Here is a 25,535-nt window from a genome sequence, read left to right as displayed (position 1 = left end):
ACTTATAGAATCTCATTCTTTCTTGATGTCAAATAAAAGGCATGAATAATCCCTGGAAAAAAAAAGAGCATGGTGAGCAGTATATTTATGGCTAAATCATTGTCTATACCTCTTTTCCTAAAGATGCTTACCGGTGGTGCGACTATATTTAAAATTATAGTTGATGTATTCAAAGTTTTTTCTTACAAAAATATAATAAACAACCATTTATCATGTGTTTTAAGCTAAAAAAAATATTAATCAGGTATAAGTCATTTTTATAGGATGAATAACTTTTTTTTATGTATTATCTGGAATTGTGTCTTCAGGAAGGTAAGTTGATTTCAGATTTCTTTTTAGTAGGCTGGTTACCATTGATTTAAGATCAGTACACATAAAAAAAACCGATGCCTTAAAGCGCATCGGTTTTTTTTTAAGTGAATTAAGATTTATTATTAAATACCCGTAAAGGTACTTGGAGTGATGACTCTCATTTCTGCTTTGATGTCTTCGCTTATCTCTAAAGTTTCAATAAAATTAGCAATGCTTTTTCCAGTGATCTTTTCGTTAGTGCGCGTCAGTTCTTTTAAAGCTTCATACGGATTAGGATAAGCCTCACGACGTAAAATAGTTTGAATAGCTTCTGCAACTACAGCCCAATTATTCTCTAAGTCTTGAGCGATTTTGGCTTCATTTAATAAAAGCTTGCTAAGTCCTTTCAAAGTGGCTTTAAAGGCAATAATAGTATGTGCTAATGGCACTCCTACATTTCTTAATACAGTAGAATCGGTTAAATCGCGTTGTAATCTAGAGATCGGTAATTTTGCAGATAGGTGCTCAAAAAGAGCATTTGCAATTCCTAAGTTCCCTTCAGAGTTTTCAAAATCTATAGGGTTCACTTTATGTGGCATTGCGCTAGAACCTATCTCACCAGCTTTAATTTTTTGCTTGAAGTAATCCATTGATATATAGGTCCAGATATCTCTATCTAAATCTATAAAAATGGTATTGATTCTCTTTAGGTTATCAAAAAGAGATGCCATATGGTCGTAATGCTCGATTTGAGTTGTTGGAAAACTGTGTTTAAGACCTAGACTGTTTTCTACAAAGTCCTGACCAAATTTTTGCCAGTTCACTTGCGGGAATGCCACATGATGAGCGTTGTAATTTCCTGTTGCTCCACCAAATTTTGCTGCATGCTTTACTTGTTCCAGCATATTCATTTGCTCTTCTATACGCACTACAAATACATAGAATTCTTTACCTAAACGTGTAGGAGAAGCTGGCTGTCCATGGGTGCGAGCTAACAATGGGATGTCCTTCCAGTTGTTGGACAGACGGTAGATTTCATCGCGTACTTCCTCTAATTCTGGTAGGTATACGTTTTCTATGGCATCTTTTATAGAAAGCGGGATAGCCGTGTTATTGATGTCTTGTGAAGTCAATCCAAAATGGATAAATTCTTTATGAGCCGATAAGCCCAAAAGATCAAATTGTTCTTTTAGAAAATATTCTACGGCTTTGACATCGTGGTTGGTCACCTTTTCTATGTCCTTGATAGCCTGTGCATCCTTATCTGTAAACTTGCGGTATAAGTCTCTTAATTGTTCTTGAGTAGGCTCAGGGAGGGGCTGCAGTTGTTTAATTCCGCTTTCGCTTAAAGCGATAAAATACTCCACTTCTACAAGAACGCGGTAACGTATCAAGGCAGACTCAGAAAAGTAATTGGCAAGGGGCTCGACTTTAGAACGGTAGCGTCCATCGATAGGAGAAATAGCTTGTAAAGCAGTAGGCATAGTTTATGTCTTTAAAGCCTGCTAAATTACGGTTTTTTAAGGTGTGAAAACATTAATTTAACCTTCTATTTTTGCCAAGATTCTTCTGGCACTCGACTTGAATCCATTTCCGTAATTTTCTTGAAGTTTTTGCTGTAATACAGGAATGAGTTCTGGATAGATCCAATCAAATTCTTTCCCCAATTCATAAAGGCTGTACACCGAGTAAGCCATATTAGCTGTTCTATCAGTGCTTATCAATTCTTGAAAACAACCTTCGACTATTTGTTCTCTCATGGATTGGTGCAGTATTTTCTTTATTAAGTTGTCTTTATTGCAGTAGTACTTTTTAGTCAGTATCCCAGAGATTTTACACAAGGGACGTTTTCCAGAAGAATTAATATTCCGTGTGTAGAGTTCGCATATTTCTTTAAGAAAAGGATAACAAGCTTCTTCCTGTAATAAAAAAGATTGCTCCAGACTCCAACATGCTTGGTGAGAAACGCCGCTTTCTGGACGGCAAAAAGCGATTAAATCTGGTAATAACTGGTGTTGCACCACAGCTTCTCCTATTCGTACACGCTCTTGTTTATAAGCTTTTAGATTTTGAAGTTCTTGCTTTAGATCTTTGGAAGTCATAAATATAGGTACGGCATTAAAAAGCGATTTAATAATTCAAGTTGCTAGATTTTGTAACGACATTAGTGTATACTGAGTTGTCGGCACCTTTAGTTAGTTCTCCTGGGAATTCTGCTCTACCCTTTATTCAGGTCATTGTTATATCGCTCCATCGCATTCCCTTTTTAAGTGCTTTCAAAAAACTTATACCGTCAAAATTTAAAATCTTTTAGATTCCTTTTTCGTAGTTAAGAAAGTAAATCGGCTACCATTTGAACTCCTTTTCCAGCTTTTTCTTTAATTACCTGTAGACGGCCATGAGAATCTATAGACGGCGCTGGATCTACAAAATAAATAGGTGTGTTGCTGGGAGCAAAATCTTTTAGTCCAGCCGCTGGATAGACTTGCAAAGAAGTTCCTACAATGAGCAACACATCTGCTTTTGATACCACTTCTATAGCTTGATCCATGGCAGGAACTTCTTCACCAAACCATACAATATGTGGGCGCAGTTGCGATCCATCGGGACTTAAATCACCTAAATTGATGTCGCCATTACAGTCTTGAATCTCATAACTATTCTCAGTACTACGTGCTTTTCTCAACTCGCCATGTAGATGCGTTACTTGAGAAGACCCAGCGCGTTCATGAAGATCATCTACATTTTGTGTGATTACATGCACTTGGTAATTTCGTTCCAGTCCAGCAATGCAAAAATGCGCTTCATTAGGCTGTACTTGGTGCAGTTGTGCACGGCGCTTGTTGTAAAAATCGAGCACTAAAGTTGGGTTTGCTGCAAATCCTTCAGGAGAAGCTACTTCCATAATATCGTGCCCTTCCCAGAGACCGCCAGCATCTCTAAAGGTAGAAATACCACTTTCGGCGCTGACGCCAGCTCCAGAGAGGACGACTAGATTTTTCATAGAAATTGTTTTAGGTATAAAAATAGGGGTTTTCCAATAACTTTGAAATTACTCGGACCGTTTCTTAGTTACAGGGTAATGACATTTTAAGGCATACTGAGATCGAGAACTCAGTTTGGGGCCAATTTCCCCACTGTCTACTGACTTCTCAGGCGGCAAATTTAAAAGAGAGGTTTGTTAAAGTTCCGCTTTCGCGAAAGCGTACATAATAGTATCTTTACCCACCTTAAAAAGCAACGATTTTATGAAAGTTTCCTATAACTGGATCAAGCAATTTATCAACGTCCCAGAAGCGCTAGAAGATCATACCGCATTACTGACTTCTTTAGGCTTAGAAGTGGAAGGCGTGGAAAAATTTGAAAGTGTCAAAGGCGGCCTAGAAGGCATCGTTGTAGGTCATATAGAATCTTGTGAACAACATACTAATGCCGATAAGCTTAAAGTGACCAGAGTCAACATAGGAACCGAGACGCTACAAATTGTATGTGGAGCCCCTAATGTTGCTGTTGGTCAAAAGGTGCCTGTAGCTACCATAGGAACTACGCTCTACGACGATAAAGGCGAAGCCTGGAAGATTAAAAAAGGTAAAATACGAGGTGAAGAAAGCCACGGGATGATCTGTGCTGAAGACGAATTAGGCTTGGGAATTTCTCATGCAGGAATCATGGTGCTGGATGAAAATCTAGAGGTAGGCACCTTACTTAAAGACGTGTTTTCTATAGAAAATGATCAAGTGATTGAAATAGGTTTAACACCTAACCGCTCTGATGCGATGTCGCATATGGGTGTTGCTCGTGATTTAAGAGCTGGTCTTGCTGTAAAGGCAGACGCCATAGAATTCATTACTCCGTCAGTAAGTGGTTTTCAAGTAGATAACCGTTCTGGAAGAGTCGATATAGAAGTAGAGAATATAGAGTTGGCACCCCGTTATTGTGGAGTAACCCTTACTGGGATAAAAATAAAAGAATCTCCTGAGTGGATTAAAAACAGATTGAAAGCTATAGGTCTGGTCCCTAAAAATAATGTGGTTGATGTTACCAATTACGTGATGCACGAATTAGGGCAGCCCTTACATGCTTTTGACTTAAACAAAATAACAGGCAATAAAATAATCGTTAAAACACTGGCAAAAGACACTCCTTTTACAACTTTAGATGGCGTGGAACACCTGTTGCACGAAGAAGATTTAATGATCTGTGATACAGAGAAACCTTTGTGTATTGCTGGAGTTTATGGTGGTGAAAATAGCGGCGTTACTGAAGGTACAACTTCTATATTTTTAGAAAGTGCTTATTTCAATCCCGTGAGCGTACGTAAAACTGCCAAAAGGCATAACTTTAATACCGATGCTTCTTTTAGATTTGAACGCGGTATCGATCCTAATATTACGGAGTATGCTTTGAAAAGGGCAGCCTTGCTTATTCAAGAAACTGCTGGAGGAGAAATCTCCAGTGATATTACCGATGTGTACCCTCAGAAAATTGAAGACCAACAAGTATTTCTTCCTTTTGAAAAAGTAGACTCCTTGATAGGACAAGAAATTCCTCGTGAGGAAATCAAGAGTATTTTAAGAACGCTTGATATCAATGTGAATAATGTTACTGAATCTGGTTTAGGACTCACTATCCCTGCTTATAGAAATGATGTGACTCGTCCGGTAGATGTGATTGAAGAGATTCTAAGGGTTTATGGGTACGATCGTATAAAAGGATCTTCTAAACTGAATGCTACCGTTGCAACCTCGTCTAGATTAGAAAGTAATAAATTACAAAATATTGTAGCGCAACAACTCGTAGGGCAAGGTTTTGTAGAGATGATGGCCAATAGTCTGACATCAGAAAAGAATCATACGCTGACAGATCATATCTCGCCTAAAAACGAAGTACGTATGTTGAACCCCTTGAGTAGTGATCTTGCTGTGATGCGACAGAGCTTGATTTATGGTGGTCTTGAAGCAGTAGCACATAATTTAAATAGGAAACAAGAGAATTTAAGATTATTTGAATTCGGTAGCTCTTATCATCAATATCAAGAACGTCAGTTTACAGAAAACAAACACCTAAGTATCATCACTGCTGGAAATACAGGTGATCAAAGTTGGAATAGCGCTTCCCAGCCTGCCGATTTCTTTTATTTAAAAGGAGCTGTGATTTCTATTTTGAAACGACTAGGGATCAATACGGTAAATGAAAACCCCACTAAATTAGAATTTTTAAGTGAAGGAATTGCATTGAGTAGTGGGACAAAAATTGCTGATTTAGGAGTAGTAAAAAAGAAGGTAGCTAAACATTTTGGGGTAGAAGTAACGGTACACTTTGCCAATATTTATTGGGGTGAGGTTTTAAAATTGGTTTCTAAGAAACATGCTCCAGTAAACCAGATTCCTAAATTCCCTGAAGTAAGTAGGGATTTTGCACTTCTTGTGGATCATGCGGTAAGCTTTAAAGAACTGAGAGAAATAGCATTTAATTCTGAAAAGAAGCTATTGAAATCAGTGCAGTTATTTGACGTTTATGAAGGGAATAAATTGCCTGAAGGCAAGAAGTCTTATGCCTTGAATTTTACACTTCAAGATACCAGCAAAACACTTACTGATAAGCAAATTGATAAGACTATGAATAAGATACAGCAGCAGCTAGAGAATCAAGCTGGTGCCGTGTTGAGGTAATATTTGTCAAAACGAAAAATCTCGATTTTCGTTTTGTCGATAGGTTTTCAGATTTTAAAATGGGCTAAGGCCAATTTTAAATTTTGTTTAAGAACTTCTATGGATCATCACTAGGTAGTTAGTAATGATTTCAGGAATCTAACACGGACATATGTATTAACTATTAGCTTGTTAGTTGGTATGTTATTAAGCACAATCCTGTTTTTTAATGGAATCGATTACGAGTTCTTTTACTCCCTTTTATATTTTGGATAATAGCTAGAGCTTTTAGTTTTTTTAAAGGATAAGTACATTTATTCTTAGAACGTTATGATCAAATGAAATAGCAGTATTTGAAAAACCCTTGCTGGTTCCAACAAGTATTGATATAGCTGGTGATCAGTTTCGCTTTCGCGAAAGCAATAAAAAATTTAACATCTTCTTTTTGAAATAATTAAAACTCCTTTACGACCTATAGGGTGTTGGAGCTTTTATTTTAAAACGGCTCCTTAGAATTTAAAAAGTTTAACCAGACACTAATTATGTTGAAACGCACCAATATTGAAGATAAACTCAAGAAGTCTAAAGCTAAAGCTTTCAAAGGAAACGACATTCTTGATCAGGTAACGGCTATTCTAAAAGAAGAAGATCGCAAGGAAGATGAGATCATGGCGCGTATGAAAAGCCCACAGAAACCTACTCCTCGCAATCATTTTAACATTGACCTTTTAGAAACAGATCGTATTTATCACGTAGATCAAATACGAGATATTTGTGTTACTTATCGTCTTAGATTTCTGGACACCAAATATTTCAAAAACGAAATCCCTTACGAAGCTTTGATGAAAATTAAAGACATGGAAAAAGCCCACGATTTAGAAATGCGTGGTTTTAAAATCGTTGCACCATCAAAATTGTTCAAATTAGAAAATGCTGATGATCCACTTCTTTTTGCGCCTATAGGGAACGGGTATTTCTATTTGATCCACAAATGGGGAAATGATTTGAATGCCTTTAGAAAGATATGGGCATGGAATTTTAAAAGTTTTGAAAACCTCATATTTTCCACTGTTCTAGTAAGTTTACTAGCTTCCTATTTAATTCCTAACGGTATCTTTTCAAAGAACCCGACAGGAGTAGAGTTTTTACTGATTTTCTTTTTTACGTTTAAGTCTATAGCAAGTATGGTGCTGTACTATTCTTTTGCAGCAGGAAAGAATTTTAATACAGCTATCTGGAATTCTAAATATTTCAACGCCTAAGCAGGTCGTTACATGACATTATTTGAAGCGCTCCTAGATGAATCTATGGAGCGCTTTTTATTTATCTTTACCATTATAAAATAATATTATGGCAGTAAGAAAAAGAAATCCGATTCTAGGCGGATTAATGGCAGCAGCTTTTATAGGTTTTGGAAGTTACAGGTTATATAGGTATTACGGCCTAGGAGAGGAGATGCCTGGCTGGCAGCTGGTATTGGGTTATGGTATTGTCGCTTATGGACTGTACTTGGTATATGCCTTAATTGCTCAAAAAGATGCCTGAACCCAATTCAAATAAGCGCAATTATACGTTATTGCTTTCTATTGCATTTATAGCAATAGGTGCTTGGAAGTTGTACGATAAATTTGTTCAAGAAAAAGAGGTGGAAAGTTACCAATGGATTCTTGCTGCGGGACTTGTTGTTTTAGGAGTGTATCAATTGATAGGTCTGAGAAAGAAATAGTGGTCTTCTTAGTATTTTAAAAGACTCTTTGGGCACTTTTTTAAGCCATGCAGGAGCATCTCTTTAAAGCGCTCAGGAGTTACAATAAGATTTATTTGGCTGCATCTACGCTCTTTGTTAAGAGGAAGTATAGGAATGCAATAGGTATATAAAAAGTCATTTATGCCAAAAGCTAAAGGCTGTGTGAAGTAATAGTTGATCATCATTACATTGCAAAGCGCAGGTATCGTTTCTAAGGTTCTCAAATACTCTTGAAATAAAAAAAATCGGCTTACAAACTTTAATTTGTGAGCCGATTTATATTTTAATACTATAGCTTATTTATAAGCCTTGCTTTATCGCAGCCATTTTAATCGATGCAACGGCTGCTTCACTACCTTTATTACCATGAACGCCACCGCTACGAGCGACCGACTGTGCATGAGTGTCGTCTGTTAAGACGCAAAAAATAACGGGAACTCTAGATTTATTGAGATTCAAATCCTTGATGCCATTGGTAACACCTTGGCATACAAAATCAAAGTGAGCTGTTTCGCCACGGATGACATTACCTATAGCAATTATAGCATCTAAGCCTTTTCTTAATTTACTATTTTTTACCGGATAAGAAGCATACTGCATGTTTTTGCATCCGTAGATCAATTCAAAAGAACCAGGAACATCCATGCGGAAGATGCGATCTGCATCTATACCACAATCCAATAAGGTCTCTTGGGCTCCTTTAAAAAGATTTTCAGTGATATCGTCGTTCCATTCAGAAACAACGATACCTATACGCATCTGTGAAGCGTCTGGAAGACTTTCCTTGTCGTAATGCGATAAATCTTTACCTACAGTAGCCATGAGTTATTAGTTAGAAGCTGCTTGAGCTTGTCCTAAAAGAACTTGTGCTGTTTTTGCTTCAACGGCATCTGGATACTTTTCCTCAATTTGCTCTAAGGCAGTAATTGCTGTGCTGTAATCTCCAGTGGTTATAGCTGCCTGTGCCGCTTTAAGAAGGTATTTAGGAGTAGAAAACTCATTCTGGTTGGTATTGGCTGCATCCATGTAATAAGAAATAGCATCGCCAGTTTGTCCTGCTTGTACTAGGGCATCACCTATTCCTGCTTGCGCTATAGATTTCAGAACAGAGTCTCCGCCTTCATATGCTTTTAAATAATCAATTGCGTTTTGAAGTTGATCACCACCTATGTTAAGATAAGCCATTCCCGCTTGGTAAGTAGCAAGGTTTCCTGCGTCAGTACCTTTATATTCTTCAGCTATTTGAAGAAGACCGTATTTTCCATTTGCCCCTTGCAGTGCAACGTTATATAAAGAGTCCTTTTCTTTTCCAGTAGAATTAAGCGCAAGATCATAATACTTGTTTGCTTCAGTAGTCTCTGAAAAAGCTTCTATTTGCTTCGGCTTCATTACAAATTGATTGTACGCCCATGCACCTACAGCACTTATCGCTATAAGAGCGACCACTATAATAATAAACTTTTGGTTTTTCTCTAACCATTTTTCGGTTTTACTAGCACCTTCATCAAGGGTGCTAAATACTTCAGCCGTAGTCGAGTCAGAATCATTAAAAAGTTCATCCTGATCATCCTTTTCTGGTTTTGATTTCGGTTTGTATCCTCGTTTGTTATAAGTAGCCATAATAGTCTTTAAATTGAGCGCGTAAAAATATAATTTTTATCCGTATATAAAAATGTGTGAAAGCTTTATTCTCTACCTTTTGTTAGGTTAAATTTGCAACTGGGTTATCCGGCTGCTGGTTATCTCGCTTTCGCGAAAGCAAATCGTCTACAAATACCTAATCCATAAATAGTTACAAAATATTTTATGCAACTTAATTCCATAAGTCTTATCAACTATAAAAGTTTCTCCTCAGCTGATTTTGAGTTCGATGAGAAGATAAATTGCTTTGTGGGAAACAATGGTGTCGGAAAAACCAACGTTTTGGACGCTATTTATCACCTTGCTTTTGCAAAAAGCTACTTCAATCCTATAACGGTACAAAATATCAAGCATGACGAAGAGTTTTTTGTGGTGAACGGGAACTTTTTCAAAAATGAACGAGAAGAAAAAATTGTCGTTAGTGCTAAAAAAGGTGTTAAACGTGTCGTGAAGCGCAACGGTAAAATATACGATAGGGTCAGTGATCATATAGGATTGATTCCGCTGGTGATCATTTCTCCTACAGATCGCGATTTGATCGTTGAAGGAAGCGATACCCGACGTAAGTTTCTAGATGGTGTGATTTCTTTGAGTAATTCAAAGTATTTGAATAAGTTGATCACCTATAATAAATTGCTTCAACAACGTAATGCTTTGCTCAAATACTTTTATATCAACCGTACTTTTGACAGTACAGCTCTGTCGGTATATGACGAGCAATTGGTTGATTTAGGGAGTTATATCCATGTCACTCGAACTGCTTTTTTAGAATCATTTATTCCTATTTTTAGAAAGTATTACAAGCAAATTTCTCGTTCAGAAGAGGTCGTAGATATTTACTATAAAGCCGATTTTAACCATACGGATCCTGCTCAAGTTTTAAAAGATGCGCAACAAAAAGATATGCAGCTGCAATATACCAGTGTAGGGACCCATAAAGACGATTTGTTGTTTTTGCTGGATGATCATGCGGTGAAGAAATTCGGTAGTCAAGGACAACAAAAGAGCTTTTTAACCGCTTTAAAATTAGCACAGTTTGAATTTATCAAACAAGAAAGTGGAACGGTTCCTATCTTGCTTCTCGATGATATTTTTGATAAATTAGACGCCTCTAGAGTTGCTCAGATCATTGATATGGTGAATGATGATCAATTTGGTCAGTTGTTTATAAGCGATACGCATCCTGAAAGAACCGAGGCCGTGATCAAGCAAACACAGCAATCTTATAAGATTTTTAAGTTATGAAAAACATCATTTACCTATTACTTTCACTAGTCCTTATTTCTTGCACGAGTAATGAAGAGAAAATAAAAGCCTTAGAAGGCTATTGGAATATAGATGAAGTAATTTTACCAAATGGAAGCGAGCGTGAATTTCCTTTTTCTAATCATATGGATCACTTTGAGGTCGATGGATTTAAAGGCGTTAAAAACAGAGTAAGTCCAACTTACGACGGTAGTTTTGTAAACTATGGAAACCCTATATATTTTCAATGGGAGGAGAAAGATGGTGATTTAAGCCTTACCTTTCAAAAAGGCGATGGCGCATACACACAAACGGTAGAAAAAGCAACTAAAGATATACTCGTCCTTCTACACGAGAATGGGACGCGTTACACTTACAAAGCATACACCCCTAATGAGGAATAATAAAAAAGAAGATTTTGTACGCATGAGCGATGTGTTGAGTGATTTTAAAGCTCAAGACAAGCTGCAAAAAGGTTTTGAGAAGGTAGATGTAGAAGGTGCTTGGAAAACGGTTATGGGAAGCGGTGTCGCTAATTACACCACTCAAATAAAGTTCACAACAGGTACCTTGTTTATAAGTCTTTCTTCTTCTGTATTAAGACAGGAATTGCTTTACGGCCGAGCTAAAATAATTAAAAACCTCAATGATCATCTAGATCGTGAAATGATAGAAAAATTAGTGTTGAGATAAAAATTTATTAGGTTTTTGCGCTCAGAGTAGAGTATATGTTTGACTAAAATTTCACAGGGGCACTGTCCACTTCTTCAATTGCTTTAATGTCTCTTTGTTTCACCATTTCCTTTTTGAAAATACGCTCATAAAGTTCTTTAAGACTATTAAAGTCTATGCGGTATTGCAAGCCTAGGCCTTGGGTGTAATCTTCTTGTTGTCCTAATTGCTGAAGCGTGTTTTCTCGATTAAATAGTTTTAATCGCAACGTACCATCTTCATTGATAAGAAATTCAATCTCTACATTTCCTATGACCGCGCGTTCACTAGAACTCGTAGAACCTACAGGAACCCCTAGTTTACCATTGATTAAAACACGATCTGTTATTTGTGTACTTAGCGTTATTCCAAAACGGTCTGAACGTTGTAAATCAGAGTTGGGGTTGCGTTCTGAAGCTTCGTAACTCACTCCGAAGTCGAATTTACTGTCCTCGCGACTCACCAAATCATTTACAATTCCGGTAACACTTTCTACTACATTTCCAGTTACGGCATTTTGTCCTATACTATTAGGGTTGTAAAAAGAACCTGTGGCTACTAAGGATAAGGCTTGTAATTGTCTTTGCGACTTATCCTCTAATCGGTATTGCAGCTCAGAGCTCACCACAGAGTTGGTGTTAGGGAATCTGATAAAAAATTCTGGGTCAAAGAAACTGAGATCACCTTGCAACTTGGTCAATACTTCTACTGGAACTTGAGCGTTCAGGTTAGGGTTGTCTAGAAGTATGGATGGATTTGCTCTAGTGGTATAAACCGCTTCTACATCTATATTTGCATTAGTAGGGTTTCCGTTCCAGTCCATAGTCCCACCAGGCTGAATAGTAAAGTTTTTATTTACTATGCCGGCGTATTTGAAATTATAAATTCCCTCTGTAACAATGAAATCCCCATTCATAATGAATTTACCATTGGTATTGATTTCCATAAGTAAATTCCCAACACCTCTTCCTCGTATGTAACTCCCGTTAGTTGGATCTACGGTTATTTCTACCTCTGCTGCTGGTGTCACCTGTAGTTCAAATCGGAGCTCTAGGCCGCTTATTTTATCTGTAATGACGGTTTCACCAGAGATGCGCGCTTTCTTTTCTTCGGGACTTAAGAAGTATATAGCTGATGTATCTCCCAGAGATTCTCCATCATCAATAGGTACTTTAAAAACAGTTGCTTCTCCAGTCGTAGCAATTACATTGATAAAAAGCTCTTTTACAGGTCCTGTAATGGTTGCTTGGCCATCTATAAATGCAGTTCCATAGTACAAGGCTTCTGGTGTCAACTCGGTGTCTAAGGCTAACAATCTTTCTGATTCTACTTTCAAGTCCAGATCCCAAAAGCCGAAGTTTTTGTGGTTGATGGCTCCAGATAATAGTCCTCGAGTATCGTATTTGGTATCCTTGAGTTGTAAATTATTAAAATTAAAAGCTGTAGAAGTGATGCTGACTTGTGAGCCATTCTCGATATCAAAATCGGTATTTAAATATGGAATACGCAGCCCGGCATCTCTTAATCTTAAAGATCCATTGATATCAGGAGCAGCGAGGTCTCCGGTAAGTCGTGCTTGTCCAGAGGTGAATCCTCTTATATTATCTAATACCTCTCCTCCTAACGGACTTAAGGCTAAGAGGTTAAAATCTTTGAAAACAGCGGTTACATTGACTTCACTATTTTCCCCACTGGTATTTATATTTCCTTGTGCGGTAAATGTTTTTTGAACCTCGTCTTTGAGCTGAGCTTTTACATTGTAAAGGCTTAAATCTTCGTTACCAGCAAGCGATAGTTCAAAATCTCCTAAAGGAGTCCCATTGACTTCAAAACCTTTTACTGTAAATTCACTGGTAGGAGCATAATTACCATTGGTTTGTTTTAAGGATAATACACCATCAATATAGCCTTTGAGTTTTAAACTGTCAATAGGTGAGGTAAGGCTAGAAACCCTGACATCTTTAAAGTTTAAATGCAAGTCTTTATCATCCTTACCAGTAATATCCCCTGCAAGAGTAATCAGTTCTTCTTGGTGTTTGGCTACCAAGCTGTCTATTTTAAAGGTTTTAAAGTCGTGATCAAATTTAAGTTGCACCTCTTTATCTGCTTTGTTTAAAAACCATTTTTGACCTTGAAAAACAACGTCGCTTTTTCTAATTCCTATCACAGATTGATTCAGGTTATTTATCGTGTGGTAAAAGCTTAGGTTGAACTTATCGGTATCTCTAGAAGAGCTATTAAATTTGGTACGGAAGAGCAAGGTATCTTTATTAGTAACATTAATAAGCTGGAAGTCATTGATGTCATAAACACCATTTTTAACTCCATCTATCTTAATAAATGTGTTGAATAAAGGGTTTTGGTTATTGATTTGCACATTAACCTGATCCAGTTTTATATCGTAAATCTTAATGTCTGGCGATCTAAAGGTCATACGGAATTGTGCCTCGTTACTGGCTACTTGGCCTTTTAAAATCGTGTTTTCGCCTAGAGCGATATCAGGAAAAACAAGATCTACTATTTTATCATAAATCTTAAATTCATAATCTAAATATTGATCTTGCGTAATATTTTCTGATTTGTAATTGGTATAGACATTACCAATACTATTTTTAAATAATTCGGGGATTTCAGCAATTTTAAAGACCCCAGATAGTTCTCCTTCAATGATATCTGTACTGTTTATAGAAATAAAACGCTCTTTGTTTTTAAAGCTGGAAACAATACTGAAGTCAGCAAAAACATAAGTATCGTTAGGGTTTTTATAACTAGCATCATTAATGTCTATAGTTCCTACGGCATCATCTAGGGTAGTACCTTGCATGTTCATCACGATATCTCCTTGGAGAATAGCGAGAGAATCACGTTTAAAAACATTGATAGCATTTAAGTCAGCATACTTGATTTTTGCCTTAAAGTCGTAGGTGTTTACAGCAGCAGTAAGGTCTGCAAGACCGTCAAAATCCATTTGAAGGTTAGGATCATTTACAGATACCTTACCGTTAAATATGGGTTTTTTGAACTCGCCATTTACTTTAATATTGCGATAGGAATACCCGTTGAAATCTAGTTGAGCGATTCTTCCTTTTAATGTAGCATTGGCATTTTCAGGATCAAAGCCGCGACCATTGACATCAAGATCTAAGCTCACTTTACCAAGCTCTTCAAGACCAAGTAAAGAACCCAGATCAACGCGTTGTAATTTTATGTTTCCGTTGTATGCAATAGTGCCACTCTGTATATTGTTGAGCACCAGATCTGAATTAAAATTTCCTTTACGACTACTCCCAGAAAGCCTAGTAACTACTTGGTTGGCATTAACGCTCGCATAACCTGTTGCTTTTATAGTCCCTAGTTGATTTAACTTTGTTGGTAAATTATCGCCTAAAATGTTAGGTAAGAATTTTTTAAGATCGGTATTGCTGACTTGCAGGTTGTTAAAGTCACCTTCTATAAAAAAATCATCTTCGTTCTCGATAAGGTTTTTAAAGTGCATTTCTCCATCTACAGTAATATCACCTAAGGTAGTTGCAACAAGATCTTCTACTACAAAATCGTTGAGCGTTCCTTTTAAGCGCCCTTTTAAATTCACCTTATCATTCTCTACAATTTCATCGTAGAATTTTCTAAGCTCGTTAGTAGATAAATTGGCGTTTTTAATATCGAAATCCCATGCTACTTTTTTTATGAAATCGGCAAAATCTTCTCTATTATAGGATAAATTAAGATCCCCCTCTAATTTTGAACCCGCCGTATTGATGACTAAGTCATGAGCAAGAATTTGAGCAGGTGTGTAGGAGAAGTCTGCTTTTAAATTTTTAATTCTTAAGTTTTTATTGCCGTTTGCATCTGCTTTCATGACACCTGTATACATGTCAAAATTAGCGTCTTTTATTTCAGCACTTACGTCAGAGCCTTCTATGGTAAGTCCATCAGATTGTAGGTTCAAGTTCTTTGCAATGAATGTTTCTGGGTATTTAAGATTTTCATCTATGATACTAATCCTGGAATTGGTGATATTTAAGTCGTCTGTGGTAAGTATAAAAGGTGTGGAAGAGCTTCCCTGACTTGTTCCAAATTTATTTATAAATTCATTGAGGTTATCATCTTTATCACCTTTGTATTTTTTCATGTTGAGGTACAGTCCATCTATGGAAGTATCTCCTAGATCTGGATGTCCAGCGATCATGTCTCCAAAACCAAGAATGGAAGATCGGAGCTCTTTAAAGTAAATAATTGTGTCTTTACGACCGTCTAAAGCTCTGGTTTCCTTAAGGATGACATCTCCAGAAAAGGAAATGTCTATGGCTTTAATCTCTATATCGGTACCGTATTTCTCATTAAGATAAGAAGTGGTATACTGTGCTGCCGCTGTTTGAACTCTTGGAAATGAGAATGTTACTGCTAATATTATGAATAATATAAGCAGCACCATCATGGTTTTGATTAGTATTTTAAGAAGTTTCCTAATGATATATCCTTTACTTTTGCAAAGATTACAATTTTTATGCCTTAAAGCCTTCATGCAGACACAAAATTCTTACATTCTTGCAATTGAATCCTCCTGCGATGATACTGCTTGCGCTATTCTTAAAAATGATCAAGTCTTATCCAACGTAGTTGCTGGTCAAGAAATACACCGACAGTACGGAGGAGTAGTACCTGAGCTTGCTTCTAGGGCGCATCAATCGCATATAGTTCCAGTGGTAGATCAAGCATTAAAAAAGGCAGGTATCACAAAAGAAGATTTAAGCGCTATTGCTTTTACAAGAGGTCCTGGACTTATGGGGAGTCTTCTGGTAGGAACGAGTTTTGCAAAGTCTTTAGCGCTGGCACTAGATATACCTCTTATCGATGTACATCACATGCAGGGGCATATTTTAGCACACTTTATTGATACTGGTCAAGAAAAACCTACATTTCCTTTTCTTGCAGTGACTATAAGTGGTGGACATACTCAAATTGTAAAAGTGACCGATTACCATGAAATGGAAGTGATAGGAACTACACAAGACGATGCGATAGGAGAGGCTTTTGATAAAAGTGGTAAGATGCTGGGATTGGGATATCCTGCAGGCCCACAAATAGATCAACTTGCAAAACTAGGGGATCCTAAGAAGTTTCCATTCCCTGTTCCTAAAGCGCCGGATTTAAATTACAGTTTCAGTGGGTTTAAAACTGCTGTATTGTATTTCATACAACGAGAGCAAAAGAATAATCCTGATTTTATCAAAGAAAACCTCTATGATATTTGCGCCAGTATTCAATTTACTTTAATAAAGATATTGTTCCAAAAAGTCGAAAAGGCAGTGCAGCAAACTGGAATAAAAACTGTTGCTATAGGTGGTGGTGTGAGTGCTAATACTGGAATAAGAGCTAAGTTGGTGTCTTATGATAAAATGGGCTGGAATACCTTTATCCCTCCATTTGAATATACCACAGATAATGCCGCTATGATAGGGATTTCTGGATATTATAAATTTTTAGAAGGTTACACCGCAGGAATGGAAACTGCTGCTTCACCTAGAATAGAGCTCTAATGCAATTATTTTATTATTCCAGTATATCTCCAGAATCCAACAGCCTGGAACTTGATAAGGAACAAGCCACCCATATGACTAAGGTGTTGCGTAAAAAAGCAGGTGATCAAGTTCATATCACAGATGGAGTAGGAAATCTATTCCATGGCACGATAAGCCTTGTGACCAGTAGTAAATGTAATATAGATGTCGCTTTCGCGAAAGCGTATCCTCCACCAACGTCACAGTTACATATCGCTATTGCACCCACTAAAATGAACGATCGTATGGAGTGGTTTCTAGAAAAAGCTACAGAAATGGGGATTTCAAAAATAACCCCTTTACTATGTGAGCATAGCGAACGTAAAAAAATAAATTCAGCTCGATTTCAGAAGATTTTAATCAGTGCAATGAAACAAAGCAATCAGTTTTATCTTCCAGTTTTAGAAGAGCTTACTCCATTTACTGATTTTATAAAAGCAGATCTAAAGGGAGTAAAAGGTATTGCGCATTGTGAAGAAACAGATAAGAAGATGCTTTCTCAACTCTTACATAAAGATCAAGATCTCACCATGATTATAGGTCCAGAAGGAGACTTATCATTAATCGAAATAGAAATGGCCTTAAAAAACGGCTTTATACCTACATCTTTAGGAACTAAAAGGCTGCGTACAGAGACCGCAGGTGTTTACACCGCTGCTATTTTTAATAGTATTACTGAATCTTAGATACAGAGGCTCCTACAATATTCAAGTTGTTATCCTGTAGAATAATAGCAACTTTAAATTGATCAGTTTCTTTTACATTGGGAGCTAATTCAAAAGTATAATTCCCCTTAGAGCTGTCCAGTTGAAGAGGTGCTCGGTTAATAACAATATTGGTATTGGTCATCAATTTACCTATGTTGGGACCATTATCAATCGCTACATCATAAGAATCTATGATGAGCAATGCGTAAGCTTTATCATATTTTTTTTCTGTAAAAAAATCATAAGACACGCTTACAGATTTATTCTCATTTCTATTAATTTGAGGAGTACGTAGTTTTTCTGTAGTACTTTGTTCTTTTAAAGAAGAGTTAAGTAACCTAACATTTGCTCCATCAAATTCAGATCTACCGTTCAATACCATCTGAGGCGCGTAAGAATTGCGATCAAATCTTCTTTCATAATTGCGTTGGTAATCGGTATGGCTTGCGTCTGAAAATGTATCTATCCACCCTAGTTGATTCCAGTAATCTATATGATATGACAAGACGATTACGTTCTTATAATCTTTAATGGTATTAGCAAGAATGTCAGCATTTTCGCAAGTTGGACAACTTTGAGAAGTAAATAGCTCTAAAACGATTGGGTTCTTTTGTGGAGTCCCTGTGATAGGCTCTGAACTATTTTCAGCATGTTGAAATGCCAGTATAGTAAAAGCTCCAAATAAGCTTAATAGGGGAATAAATACTTTATAAGATGGTAGTAGATACATAACAAAGGGATATGTGAACCTTAAATATAAAAACTTAACCTTGTGATCATATTAAATTATGTTTTATTTACACATTAATAATCAACATTAATTATTAATGTCAGATAAGTTTGTAATTTGCTAACTTATGAAAAAAGCATTCCTTTTCATCTGCCTGTTGCTTCTGAGTAATGTTTATGCGCAACAACTAGCGGTATTAAAATACAACGGTGGTGGCGACTGGTACGCTAACCCTACTGCGGTTCCTAATTTAATAAGCTATTGTAACGATCATATAGGCACCCGATTAAATACAGAGGTAGCAACCGTAGAATCCAGTAGTATAGATATCTTTCAGTACCCATTTATTCATATGACAGGACATGGTAACCTTGTTTTTAATGAAGCAGATGTTCAAAACTTGAGAAATTACCTTTTAAGTGGAGGTTTCCTTCACATAGACGATAATTATGGAATGGAACCTTATCTGAATAAAGAGCTTATTAAATTATTCCCTCAAAAAGAATTAGTGGAATTACCCGCCTCACATCTTATTTTTAGTACGTATGTAAAATTCCCTAAAGGCTTGCCTAAAATTCATGAGCATGAAGGCCAACGACCGCAAGCTAAAGGTCTGTTTCATGAGGGAAGGTTAGTTTTATTGTTTACCTATGAGAGTGATTTAGGTGATGGATGGGAAAGTCCAGAAGTACATAACGATCCACCCGAGGTACGCAAAAAAGCCCTAGATATGGGAGCAAATATTATCAAATACGTTTTTACCAACTAAGCTATGAGCAAAGCATTACATTCAAAATCAATAGCTTTTGGTATTCTAAGAGCCTTAGGAATTATTTTTGGAACCTTAATCCTTTTTTGGTTCCTGTGGGAGATACAGTCAGTACTAGCCTATATAGGTGTTGCGGCGGTACTTTCATTGATAGGAAGGCCTATTGTGCTACTATTGCGCGATAGGTTGAAACTTCATAATACAATTGCTGTCATAGTGACTCTATTGATACTCTTTATGATCATTATAGGAGCTATACTATTGATGATACCAGTGATTACGGAGCAAAGTGAAAACTTAAGTCAAATAGATCTTGAAGAGCTGCAAGTAAATGTAGAAATTCTCAATCAGCAAATCAGTGATTATTTTGGTATTCAAAGAGTTAATATTCTGGAGCGACTTCAACAAATGGATTATTATGAGAATCTGAACATAGATCTTATTCCACAGTTTGTAAATGGTTTTTTTGGAACTTTAGGTAGTTTTGCAATAGGGCTATTCTCCATATTATTCATTACATTTTTCCTTCTTAAGGACAGCCGACTGTTATTAGAAGGAGTTTTAGTGTTTTCTAAAAAAGGAAATGAAAGTCAGTTTTTAAGAGCATTTACTAAAATAAAGCAACTGCTTTCTAGATATTTTATAGGATTGGTTTTTCAGGTCATTATATTATTTGTTTTGTACAGCATCATTTTGTTTATCGTAGGAGTGGAGAATGCGATCATTATCGCCTTTTTCTGTGCATTGCTTAACCTAGTCCCTTATTTGGGTCCTGCAATCGGATATGTATTGATGTCTGCTTTTGTGATTAGTGATAATCTAGGTTCTAATTTTTCTGATATCATTCTTCCTAAATTAATCATTATAGTTATAGGCTACGGATTTGTACAGGCGATCGATAATTTTTTAAATCAGCCGTTGATATTTGGAAAAAGTGTAAAATCACATCCTCTAGAGATTTTCATCATCATTCTGGTGGCTGGAATTTTATTTGGTATTCTAGGCTTAGTTTTAGCTGTGCCTACGTATACCGCTATTAAAGTGATCTCTAAGGAGTTTTTAAGCGAATACAAGATCGTTAAGAAACTGACTCAAAATTTATAGATGAATCAGGCTGTCATAAGAACAGAAATAGACACTTATTTAAAAGCTCATTTGCAAGAGACTGCAGCGGCTTTTATGCTCCAGAAGCATCCTTTTGACAGGGTCTCCAATCAGGAACTCACACAGCAATTAGTAGGCTTGCAGAAGGCGCGTCATAAATTCCCTTCTCTTTTTGAGAATCATCAAATCATGTATCCGCCTAAAGTAAATTTAGAGCAAACCAGTTCCGAAATAACGGCTGTCTACAAATCGCAACTGTATCAGATCGATAGCATGATTGATCTTACGGGTGGATTTGGTATTGACGTTTCCGCTTTCGCGAAAGCCTGCTCCTCAACAACCCATATAGAACTTTCTAAATCTTTGCAGGAATACGCACAACATTCATTTAAAGTACAAGAACTTCAAACGATGTCATTTCAAGGTGACGGAATTCAATTTGTTAGAGCAAATCAAGAGTTTTATGATTTAATTTACTTAGATCCCAGTAGAAAAACAGCGACACACACGAAGGCAATCTTGTTAAAAGACTACGAGCCTAATGTGATTGAAAACTTAGAGTTATTACTCGATAGAGGTAAAAGGGTCATGATCAAAACATCTCCCATGCTAGATATTACCGCAGGTATCTTACAATTAGAAAAGGTGAGCTCTTTACATATCGTGGCGGTAAAAAATGAAGTCAAAGAATTGCTTTGGGTTTTAACCAAGGAAGAGGTAAGTCAGGTCAGTTTAACCTGTGTCAACCTTTTGACAGATCAACCCATTTTTAAAAGCATTCTGGAAGTACAGTACAGTACTACTTACTCCAAGCCTCAAAAATACCTGTATGAGCCTAACGCTGCTGTTATGAAATCCCAACAGTTTGATTCCCTAATGCAGCAATATGCCTTGCAAAAGTTGGATCAAGATGCCCACTTATTTACTTCAGAAAACTTATTTGATTTCCCTGGTCGCGTTTTTGAAATTAAAAAGGTTTCTCAAAACAAACCCAAAATATTAAAAAGGCTTTATGCTAAAAGTGCTAGAGCAATCGTCACTCGCAACAACAAAGAAACGGTAGCGCAGCTGCGCAAGAAATACCGGTTTTCTGAACACGAAAGTGACTATTTGTTTTTTACAAGTGCGCAGGAATTAGGAGCTATTGTTATTGAGGCTGTTAAAGTTTGAGTTTTTTTGGAGACATAGCCGCTTGAAGAGTTGGTGCTTTTTCATACTTTGCATCCTTGACTTCTCAAAAATGATAAGGCTGCTTCATTAACTTTACTCTCGTCTCTCGTCTCTTGTTTATCGTTTCTTTTAGTTAGCGCTATATATTCTCTCTTCTTTTGTTCTTACTTTTGCAGCTTCTAAAAACAGATCATGATCACAGTAGATAATCTTGCCGTAGCATTTAGCGGTACTACCTTATTTAGCGATGTTTCCTTTGTTATCAATCCTACCGATAAAATAGCATTGATGGGGAAAAACGGCGCAGGAAAATCTACGATGATGAAGATCATCGCCGGGGAACAAACAGCCACTCGTGGACATGTACGAGCCCCTAAAGATATGGTGATCGCTTACTTACCACAGCATTTGCTCACTGAAGACGATTGTACTGTTTTTGAAGAAGCTGCCAAAGCCTTTAAACAAGTCTTTGCTATGAAGGAAGAGATGGAGCGTCTCAATACCGAGCTTACCGTAAGAACAGATTATGAAAGTGATCAGTACATGGCAATCATAGAAAAGGTGACCGAGTTAGGAGACAAATTCTATGCTCTAGAAGAGGTCAATTATGATGCTGAAGTTGAAAAAGCGCTCAAAGGATTAGGCTTTAAACAAGAAGATTTCACTAGGCAGACTGCCGAGTTTAGTGGTGGATGGCGCATGCGTATGGAGCTGGCTAAAATATTGCTTCAAAAACCAGATTTGATTTTACTCGATGAGCCTACCAATCATATCGACATTGAATCGGTGATATGGCTAGAAGATTTTTTGGTCCATAAAGCTAATGCAGTAATGGTTATCTCTCACGATAGAGCATTTATTGATGCGATTACCAATCGTACTATTGAAGTAACTATGGGGCGTATTTTTGATTATAAAGCCACCTATTCTCATTACTTGGTATTGCGAGAAGAGCGTAGAGTTCACCAGATAAAGGCTTATCAAGAACAGCAAAAATTCATTGCCGATAATAAGACTTTTATAGAGCGTTTTAAAGGAACTTATTCCAAAACAAATCAAGTATCTTCTCGTGAGAAGATGTTGGATAAATTACAAATTATCGAAATTGATGAGGTAGATACCAGTGCTTTAAAGCTGCGTTTTCCTCCCTCGCCTCGATCTGGAGATTATCCAGTGACCGTAAAAGATGTGTCCATGTCTTATGAGAATCATGTGGTTTTTAAGGATGCTAACATGTCTATTGCTCGAGGGGAGAAAGTATCTTTTGTAGGCCGCAATGGTGAAGGGAAATCTACCATGATAAAAGCGATTTTAGGAGAAATAGAAGTAGATGGAACCTGCCAGTTAGGACATAATATTAAGGTGGGGTATTTTGCACAAAACCAAGCGGCGTTGCTAGCTAAAGACCTTACTATTTTTCAAACGGTTGATGAAGTAGCAGAAGGTGATATACGCACTCAAATGAAGAATATTTTGGGTCGCTTTATGTTCAGTGGTGATGATCTAGAAAAGAAAGTGGGTGTTCTTTCTGGAGGTGAAAAGACAAGACTCGCCATGGTAAAGTTACTTCTAGAGCCTGTGAACTTGCTTATTCTCGATGAACCTACCAACCACTTGGACCTCAAGTCTAAAGACGTGCTCAAAGAAGCACTCTCCACCTACGATGGGACATTGATTTTAGTTTCTCATGACCGTGATTTTCTTCAAGGACTTTCTGAAAAGGTGTTTGAATTTAAACAACAACGAGTGATGGAGCATTTTGAAACTATAGATGCCTTTTTAGAACGCAATAGAATCAAGAGTATAGCAGACATTAATTTGATGCAATAGAGTAGGATTGAAAGTATGCTTTTATACCTATAGTATAGTGTTAAAGCGATCAGATCATTAACAGAGTTCTAGTACTCCCACTTACGCATTTTGTTCAATTCTTCTTGTGCCTCAACTTCTTCTAGAGGAATCACTTTTAAGAACGACTGGTGTTGCTCGATGGAATATTCCAACTGCTCTACAATCTTCTCAATAGAGTCGTTTTCATAATCGATTTCAAGAGGTTCCTTAATTACCATGGATTGAAGAATATTACGCTTTTTGATGCGCAGTCCTTTTTTGTCAAAACTCCTACGGAAACCGTCAATTACGATAGGCACAACAATAGGTTTGTATTGTTTAATAATGTGGGCAGTACCTTTTCTGATGGGTTTAAAAGGTTTGGTAGTTCCTTGTGGGAAAGTGATCACCCAACCATCCTCTAATGCAATGCCTATATTTTTAGTGTCGTCTGGATTTACAGAGCGACTCACTTCTTCTCCTTTTGCTCTCCATGTTCTCTCTACGGTAATGGCACCAGCATAGGCAAATATTTTAGGTAATAAGCCACTTTGCATGGTTTCCTTGGCAGCAACGTAATAGATATTAAGTTTAGGATTCCAGAGGTAGCCTACGTTTTTAATGCTGTCATCCCTTCCTTTTAAAGAAGCATTGAAAACATGAAACATGCTGACCACATCAGCAAAATAGGTTTGATGATTAGAAACAAACAAAACCCCCGTTTCTGGTAGGTTTCTGATAATCTCGCTGCCTTCAATTTCCATCTCGTTAAAGCCTCGATAACGTCGGTGAGATAATACTCCAGCAATACGTATAAGCCATTTTTTTAAAAATAAGATATGGCCAAAAGGATTTTCTTTAAATAATCCCATGTAATTTTAAATTTTATAGAATTAACAAATATAAGAATAGCTTTTTAAATTAAGGCAGTGCCTACTCAAACTCCGCAGCGATAAAAGCATCTTTTATTTCTTGTAACATCATTGCCGTGGCTCCCCAGACCATCACCTCCCCGAAGTAAAAGCAAGGCACACTCACTTCTTTCATATAACTGGTTGATAATACCGTACGTTTTTGGTTTTTATGGTCCAGCAATTCTGAAAGTTTTATTTCGATCACAGATTTTACTTCGCTTATTTGAGGGGTGAATTTTAATTCCGCTTTCGCGAAAGCGAGATAAGGATAAACCATATAATTGCTTGGAGGAATGTAAATAGAAGTCAACGGCATGATCAAGTGTTGATCGTTCCTGTCTATTCCAATTTCCTCCTCTGTTTCACGTAAAGCGGTCACACTGTGGTCATGATCACTCCTCTCCTTTCTACCGCCAGGAAAAGCAATCTGACCGCTGTGCTTGCCAGTAGATGTTGTGCGCTCAATAAGAACAAAATGCGGAATATCACCTTTTGGGTAAATCAACATCATTACAGAGGCTTCTTTTGGAGTGCGATCCTCTAAAGTAATGCGCTGCATTTCATCCAAGCGTTGTACCGCAGCCATTTTAAGCTGTGATTCTATGCCTGGAAGTGGTAATTTCTTTAGCTTTGATAGCTGATTCAAAAAATCATCAAATGAAGTCAATTTTCCTCGTTTTAATACTGGTGTGGTGTTGTTTCTCTTGTAAAGATACTCCACAAGTTCAAAAAATCATAAAAGAAGAAGCACAGGATACGGTAAAACGATTAACAAAGGAGCAGCGTATTCTAGAAAAAACATACAAACGCCAGATTTCTACCAGCGGTGACACCTTGCTTGCGTACATACCACAAGACAGTGTACAGGTGTTTTTTACGAGGTATGCTAAAGAAAACCCCGAGACCAGAGTACGTTTAATAACCACCTATGGAATCATAGAAATGGAGCTGTTTACAGAGACTCCTATTTACAGGGGTAGCTTTATTTTCCTAGTAAAAAACGGATATTTTAATGGTACTTATGTTCATCGAGTAGTAGAAGACTTTGTAATACAAGCTGGAAATAGTGATGAAGTCTTACCGTCTTTGAAAAGAGCGAGTGCGGGTAATTATAAATTGCCACCACATTTTTTGCCAGGGGTGAAGCATGAAAGAGGTTCTTTAAGCAGTGCCAAACAATGGATTGATAATCCTCAGAACTGGCACGATCCGTTTGATTTTTTTATCACTTTAAATTCCTCGCCACATCTGGATAAGGAGCATACCATATTTGGTAGGGTTACAAAAGGAATGGAAATCGCAGATCAAATTGCGAGAGTGCCGAGGGATGATAGCGACTGGCCTAAAGATGATATTTTTATAGATATGGAGGTCGTTTATTAGATTCTTTCCCTGTTATACTGATAGGATCAACGTTTAGTTTAAAAATAGGGGAGGCTCCTTCTACAGGTATATGGAGGTCAA

24 protein-coding genes are annotated in these 25,535 nt (G+C 37.1%); 14 read left to right on the top strand and 10 right to left on the bottom strand.

Translation table 11 applies throughout. From position 1 onward, the window contains the following. Nucleotides 1-2: 2 nt before the first annotated feature. From CW736_RS13550 to CW736_RS13535, 4 genes are all read right to left on the bottom strand, one after another. Nucleotides 3-173, bottom strand: a complete 171-nt coding sequence (locus tag CW736_RS13550; protein ID WP_101014884.1) for a YqaE/Pmp3 family membrane protein — start codon at nucleotides 171-173, stop codon at nucleotides 3-5. 261 nt (nucleotides 174-434) lie between these two features. Then, on the bottom strand, nucleotides 435-1,775 hold the full coding sequence (gene purB / locus CW736_RS13545; protein ID WP_101014883.1) for an adenylosuccinate lyase: 1,341 nt from the start codon (nucleotides 1,773-1,775) through the stop codon (nucleotides 435-437). Nucleotides 1,776-1,832: 57 nt separating this feature from the next. After that, nucleotides 1,833-2,393 carry an adenylosuccinate lyase gene (locus tag CW736_RS13540; RefSeq protein WP_101014882.1) on the bottom strand — a complete coding sequence of 187 codons (561 nt, stop codon included), beginning with the start codon at nucleotides 2,391-2,393 and terminating at the stop codon, nucleotides 1,833-1,835. A gap of 227 nt (nucleotides 2,394-2,620) precedes the next feature. Continuing rightward, nucleotides 2,621-3,295 (bottom strand): SIR2 family NAD-dependent protein deacylase, encoded by a 675-nt coding sequence (locus CW736_RS13535; RefSeq protein ID WP_101014881.1) that lies wholly within the window; start codon nucleotides 3,293-3,295, stop codon nucleotides 2,621-2,623. A gap of 244 nt (nucleotides 3,296-3,539) precedes the next feature. Here CW736_RS13535 and pheT point away from each other — a divergent pair, with 244 nt between their 5' ends. The 4 genes from pheT to CW736_RS13515 all read left to right on the top strand — a co-directional run bounded on the left by pheT (nucleotide 3,540) and on the right by CW736_RS13515 (nucleotide 7,668). Further along, the gene (gene pheT / locus CW736_RS13530) at nucleotides 3,540-5,963 is read left to right on the top strand and encodes a phenylalanine--tRNA ligase subunit beta (protein ID WP_101014880.1); all 2,424 of its coding nucleotides are present in this window, start codon (nucleotides 3,540-3,542) and stop codon (nucleotides 5,961-5,963) included. A gap of 521 nt (nucleotides 5,964-6,484) precedes the next feature. Beyond that, nucleotides 6,485-7,204, top strand: coding sequence for a hypothetical protein (locus tag CW736_RS13525; protein ID WP_101014879.1), 720 nt, complete (start codon nucleotides 6,485-6,487; stop codon nucleotides 7,202-7,204). Nucleotides 7,205-7,292: 88 nt separating this feature from the next. Further along, the gene (locus CW736_RS13520; RefSeq protein WP_101014878.1) at nucleotides 7,293-7,487 is read left to right on the top strand and encodes a hypothetical protein; all 195 of its coding nucleotides are present in this window, start codon (nucleotides 7,293-7,295) and stop codon (nucleotides 7,485-7,487) included. Next, nucleotides 7,480-7,668, top strand: a complete 189-nt coding sequence (locus tag CW736_RS13515) for a hypothetical protein (protein WP_101014877.1) — start codon at nucleotides 7,480-7,482, stop codon at nucleotides 7,666-7,668. Before CW736_RS13520 ends, CW736_RS13515 begins: the two co-directional genes overlap by 8 nt. A 321-nt stretch (nucleotides 7,669-7,989) precedes the next feature. Here the strand turns inward: CW736_RS13515 and ribH are convergent, their stop codons facing one another. Further along, nucleotides 7,990-8,511, bottom strand: coding sequence for a 6,7-dimethyl-8-ribityllumazine synthase (gene ribH, locus CW736_RS13510; protein WP_101014876.1), 522 nt, complete (start codon nucleotides 8,509-8,511; stop codon nucleotides 7,990-7,992). Nucleotides 8,512-8,517: 6 nt separating this feature from the next. Beyond that, nucleotides 8,518-9,309 carry a tetratricopeptide repeat protein gene (locus CW736_RS13505; RefSeq protein ID WP_101014875.1) on the bottom strand — a complete coding sequence of 264 codons (792 nt, stop codon included), beginning with the start codon at nucleotides 9,307-9,309 and terminating at the stop codon, nucleotides 8,518-8,520. A 186-nt stretch (nucleotides 9,310-9,495) separates the two neighbouring features. Between CW736_RS13505 and recF the strand changes: the two genes are divergently transcribed. From recF to CW736_RS13490, 3 genes are read left to right on the top strand one after another with little or no spacing between them, the layout of a single operon-like run. Beyond that, nucleotides 9,496-10,575: a DNA replication/repair protein RecF gene (recF, locus tag CW736_RS13500; RefSeq protein ID WP_101014874.1), complete on the top strand. Its 1,080-nt coding sequence runs from the start codon at nucleotides 9,496-9,498 to the stop codon at nucleotides 10,573-10,575. Then, nucleotides 10,572-10,979, top strand: a complete 408-nt coding sequence (locus CW736_RS13495) for a lipocalin family protein (RefSeq protein WP_101014873.1) — start codon at nucleotides 10,572-10,574, stop codon at nucleotides 10,977-10,979. Before recF ends, CW736_RS13495 begins: the two co-directional genes overlap by 4 nt. After that, nucleotides 10,969-11,268, top strand: a complete 300-nt coding sequence (locus CW736_RS13490; protein ID WP_101014872.1) for a DUF721 domain-containing protein — start codon at nucleotides 10,969-10,971, stop codon at nucleotides 11,266-11,268. The genes CW736_RS13495 and CW736_RS13490 overlap by 11 nt, the downstream gene beginning before the upstream one ends. Nucleotides 11,269-11,311: 43 nt before the next feature. Here CW736_RS13490 and CW736_RS13485 read toward each other — a convergent pair whose 3' ends face one another. Continuing rightward, a complete protein-coding gene (locus CW736_RS13485) occupies nucleotides 11,312-15,724 on the bottom strand; it encodes a translocation/assembly module TamB (protein WP_101015146.1) in 4,413 nt (1,470 codons plus the stop codon). 85 nt (nucleotides 15,725-15,809) lie between these two features. On the opposite strand from CW736_RS13485, the gene tsaD reads away from it, so the two are divergent. Both tsaD and CW736_RS13475 read left to right on the top strand, forming a co-directional pair. After that, nucleotides 15,810-16,826, top strand: coding sequence for a tRNA (adenosine(37)-N6)-threonylcarbamoyltransferase complex transferase subunit TsaD (tsaD, locus tag CW736_RS13480; protein ID WP_101014871.1), 1,017 nt, complete (start codon nucleotides 15,810-15,812; stop codon nucleotides 16,824-16,826). Further along, entirely contained in the window at nucleotides 16,826-17,533 is a 708-nt protein-coding gene (locus tag CW736_RS13475) for a 16S rRNA (uracil(1498)-N(3))-methyltransferase (RefSeq protein ID WP_101014870.1), read from the top strand. Before tsaD ends, CW736_RS13475 begins: the two co-directional genes overlap by 1 nt. Here the strand turns inward: CW736_RS13475 and CW736_RS13470 are convergent. Then, complete coding sequence (locus CW736_RS13470; RefSeq protein ID WP_101014869.1) at nucleotides 17,520-18,284, bottom strand: DUF1223 domain-containing protein; 765 nt, start codon at nucleotides 18,282-18,284, stop codon at nucleotides 17,520-17,522. The two genes, CW736_RS13475 and CW736_RS13470, sit on opposite strands and share 14 nt — an antisense overlap. A 127-nt stretch (nucleotides 18,285-18,411) precedes the next feature. On the opposite strand from CW736_RS13470, the gene CW736_RS13465 reads away from it, so the two are divergent. The 4 genes from CW736_RS13465 (at nucleotide 18,412) to CW736_RS13450 (ending at nucleotide 23,157) form a co-directional block, all read left to right on the top strand. Further along, on the top strand, nucleotides 18,412-19,053 hold the full coding sequence (locus CW736_RS13465) for a DUF4159 domain-containing protein (RefSeq protein ID WP_101014868.1): 642 nt from the start codon (nucleotides 18,412-18,414) through the stop codon (nucleotides 19,051-19,053). A 3-nt stretch (nucleotides 19,054-19,056) separates the two neighbouring features. Beyond that, on the top strand, nucleotides 19,057-20,157 hold the full coding sequence (locus tag CW736_RS13460) for an AI-2E family transporter (RefSeq protein WP_101014867.1): 1,101 nt from the start codon (nucleotides 19,057-19,059) through the stop codon (nucleotides 20,155-20,157). Then, a complete protein-coding gene (locus CW736_RS13455) occupies nucleotides 20,158-21,327 on the top strand; it encodes a THUMP-like domain-containing protein (protein ID WP_101014866.1) in 1,170 nt (389 codons plus the stop codon). A gap of 192 nt (nucleotides 21,328-21,519) precedes the next feature. Continuing rightward, nucleotides 21,520-23,157 (top strand): ABC-F family ATP-binding cassette domain-containing protein, encoded by a 1,638-nt coding sequence (locus CW736_RS13450; RefSeq protein WP_101014865.1) that lies wholly within the window; start codon nucleotides 21,520-21,522, stop codon nucleotides 23,155-23,157. Nucleotides 23,158-23,225: 68 nt separating this feature from the next. Here the strand turns inward: CW736_RS13450 and CW736_RS13445 are convergent, their stop codons facing one another. Further along, entirely contained in the window at nucleotides 23,226-24,029 is an 804-nt protein-coding gene (locus tag CW736_RS13445; protein ID WP_101014864.1) for a lysophospholipid acyltransferase family protein, read from the bottom strand. Nucleotides 24,030-24,090: 61 nt separating this feature from the next. Further along, on the bottom strand, nucleotides 24,091-24,738 hold the full coding sequence (locus CW736_RS13440) for an NUDIX hydrolase (RefSeq protein WP_232735369.1): 648 nt from the start codon (nucleotides 24,736-24,738) through the stop codon (nucleotides 24,091-24,093). Between CW736_RS13440 and CW736_RS13435 the strand changes: the two genes are divergently transcribed. Then, nucleotides 24,729-25,454 (top strand): peptidylprolyl isomerase, encoded by a 726-nt coding sequence (locus CW736_RS13435; protein ID WP_101014863.1) that lies wholly within the window; start codon nucleotides 24,729-24,731, stop codon nucleotides 25,452-25,454. The two genes, CW736_RS13440 and CW736_RS13435, sit on opposite strands and share 10 nt — an antisense overlap. The last annotated feature ends 81 nt before the right edge of the window (nucleotides 25,455-25,535 follow it).

Source organism: Nonlabens sp. MB-3u-79 (genome assembly GCF_002831625.1).
Classification (GTDB): Bacteria; Bacteroidota; Bacteroidia; order Flavobacteriales; family Flavobacteriaceae; genus Nonlabens.
The sequence above is the reverse complement of the archived record's forward strand: the minus strand, read 5'-3'. Positions and strand labels throughout refer to the sequence as shown.

What these genes read in the sequence shown, in the direction of transcription:
- purB (WP_101014883.1), bottom strand. Translation starts at nt 1,775, where the DNA reads ATGCCTACTGCTTTACAAGCTATTTCTCCTATCGATGGACGCTACCGT.
- CW736_RS13540 (WP_101014882.1), bottom strand. Translation starts at nt 2,393, where the DNA reads ATGACTTCCAAAGATCTAAAGCAAGAACTTCAAAATCTAAAAGCTTAT.
- CW736_RS13535 (WP_101014881.1), bottom strand. Translation starts at nt 3,295, where the DNA reads ATGAAAAATCTAGTCGTCCTCTCTGGAGCTGGCGTCAGCGCCGAAAGT.
- pheT (WP_101014880.1), top strand. Translation starts at nt 3,540, where the DNA reads ATGAAAGTTTCCTATAACTGGATCAAGCAATTTATCAACGTCCCAGAA.
- CW736_RS13525 (WP_101014879.1), top strand. Translation starts at nt 6,485, where the DNA reads ATGTTGAAACGCACCAATATTGAAGATAAACTCAAGAAGTCTAAAGCT.
- CW736_RS13520 (WP_101014878.1), top strand. Translation starts at nt 7,293, where the DNA reads ATGGCAGTAAGAAAAAGAAATCCGATTCTAGGCGGATTAATGGCAGCA.
- CW736_RS13515 (WP_101014877.1), top strand. Translation starts at nt 7,480, where the DNA reads ATGCCTGAACCCAATTCAAATAAGCGCAATTATACGTTATTGCTTTCT.
- ribH (WP_101014876.1), bottom strand. Translation starts at nt 8,511, where the DNA reads ATGGCTACTGTAGGTAAAGATTTATCGCATTACGACAAGGAAAGTCTT.
- CW736_RS13505 (WP_101014875.1), bottom strand. Translation starts at nt 9,309, where the DNA reads ATGGCTACTTATAACAAACGAGGATACAAACCGAAATCAAAACCAGAA.
- recF (WP_101014874.1), top strand. Translation starts at nt 9,496, where the DNA reads ATGCAACTTAATTCCATAAGTCTTATCAACTATAAAAGTTTCTCCTCA.
- CW736_RS13495 (WP_101014873.1), top strand. Translation starts at nt 10,572, where the DNA reads ATGAAAAACATCATTTACCTATTACTTTCACTAGTCCTTATTTCTTGC.
- CW736_RS13490 (WP_101014872.1), top strand. Translation starts at nt 10,969, where the DNA reads ATGAGGAATAATAAAAAAGAAGATTTTGTACGCATGAGCGATGTGTTG.
- CW736_RS13485 (WP_101015146.1), bottom strand. Translation starts at nt 15,724, where the DNA reads ATGATGGTGCTGCTTATATTATTCATAATATTAGCAGTAACATTCTCA.
- tsaD (WP_101014871.1), top strand. Translation starts at nt 15,810, where the DNA reads ATGCAGACACAAAATTCTTACATTCTTGCAATTGAATCCTCCTGCGAT.
- CW736_RS13475 (WP_101014870.1), top strand. Translation starts at nt 16,826, where the DNA reads ATGCAATTATTTTATTATTCCAGTATATCTCCAGAATCCAACAGCCTG.
- CW736_RS13470 (WP_101014869.1), bottom strand. Translation starts at nt 18,284, where the DNA reads ATGTATCTACTACCATCTTATAAAGTATTTATTCCCCTATTAAGCTTA.
- CW736_RS13465 (WP_101014868.1), top strand. Translation starts at nt 18,412, where the DNA reads ATGAAAAAAGCATTCCTTTTCATCTGCCTGTTGCTTCTGAGTAATGTT.
- CW736_RS13460 (WP_101014867.1), top strand. Translation starts at nt 19,057, where the DNA reads ATGAGCAAAGCATTACATTCAAAATCAATAGCTTTTGGTATTCTAAGA.
- CW736_RS13455 (WP_101014866.1), top strand. Translation starts at nt 20,158, where the DNA reads ATGAATCAGGCTGTCATAAGAACAGAAATAGACACTTATTTAAAAGCT.
- CW736_RS13450 (WP_101014865.1), top strand. Translation starts at nt 21,520, where the DNA reads ATGATCACAGTAGATAATCTTGCCGTAGCATTTAGCGGTACTACCTTA.
- CW736_RS13445 (WP_101014864.1), bottom strand. Translation starts at nt 24,029, where the DNA reads ATGGGATTATTTAAAGAAAATCCTTTTGGCCATATCTTATTTTTAAAA.
- CW736_RS13435 (WP_101014863.1), top strand. Translation starts at nt 24,729, where the DNA reads ATGAAGTCAATTTTCCTCGTTTTAATACTGGTGTGGTGTTGTTTCTCT.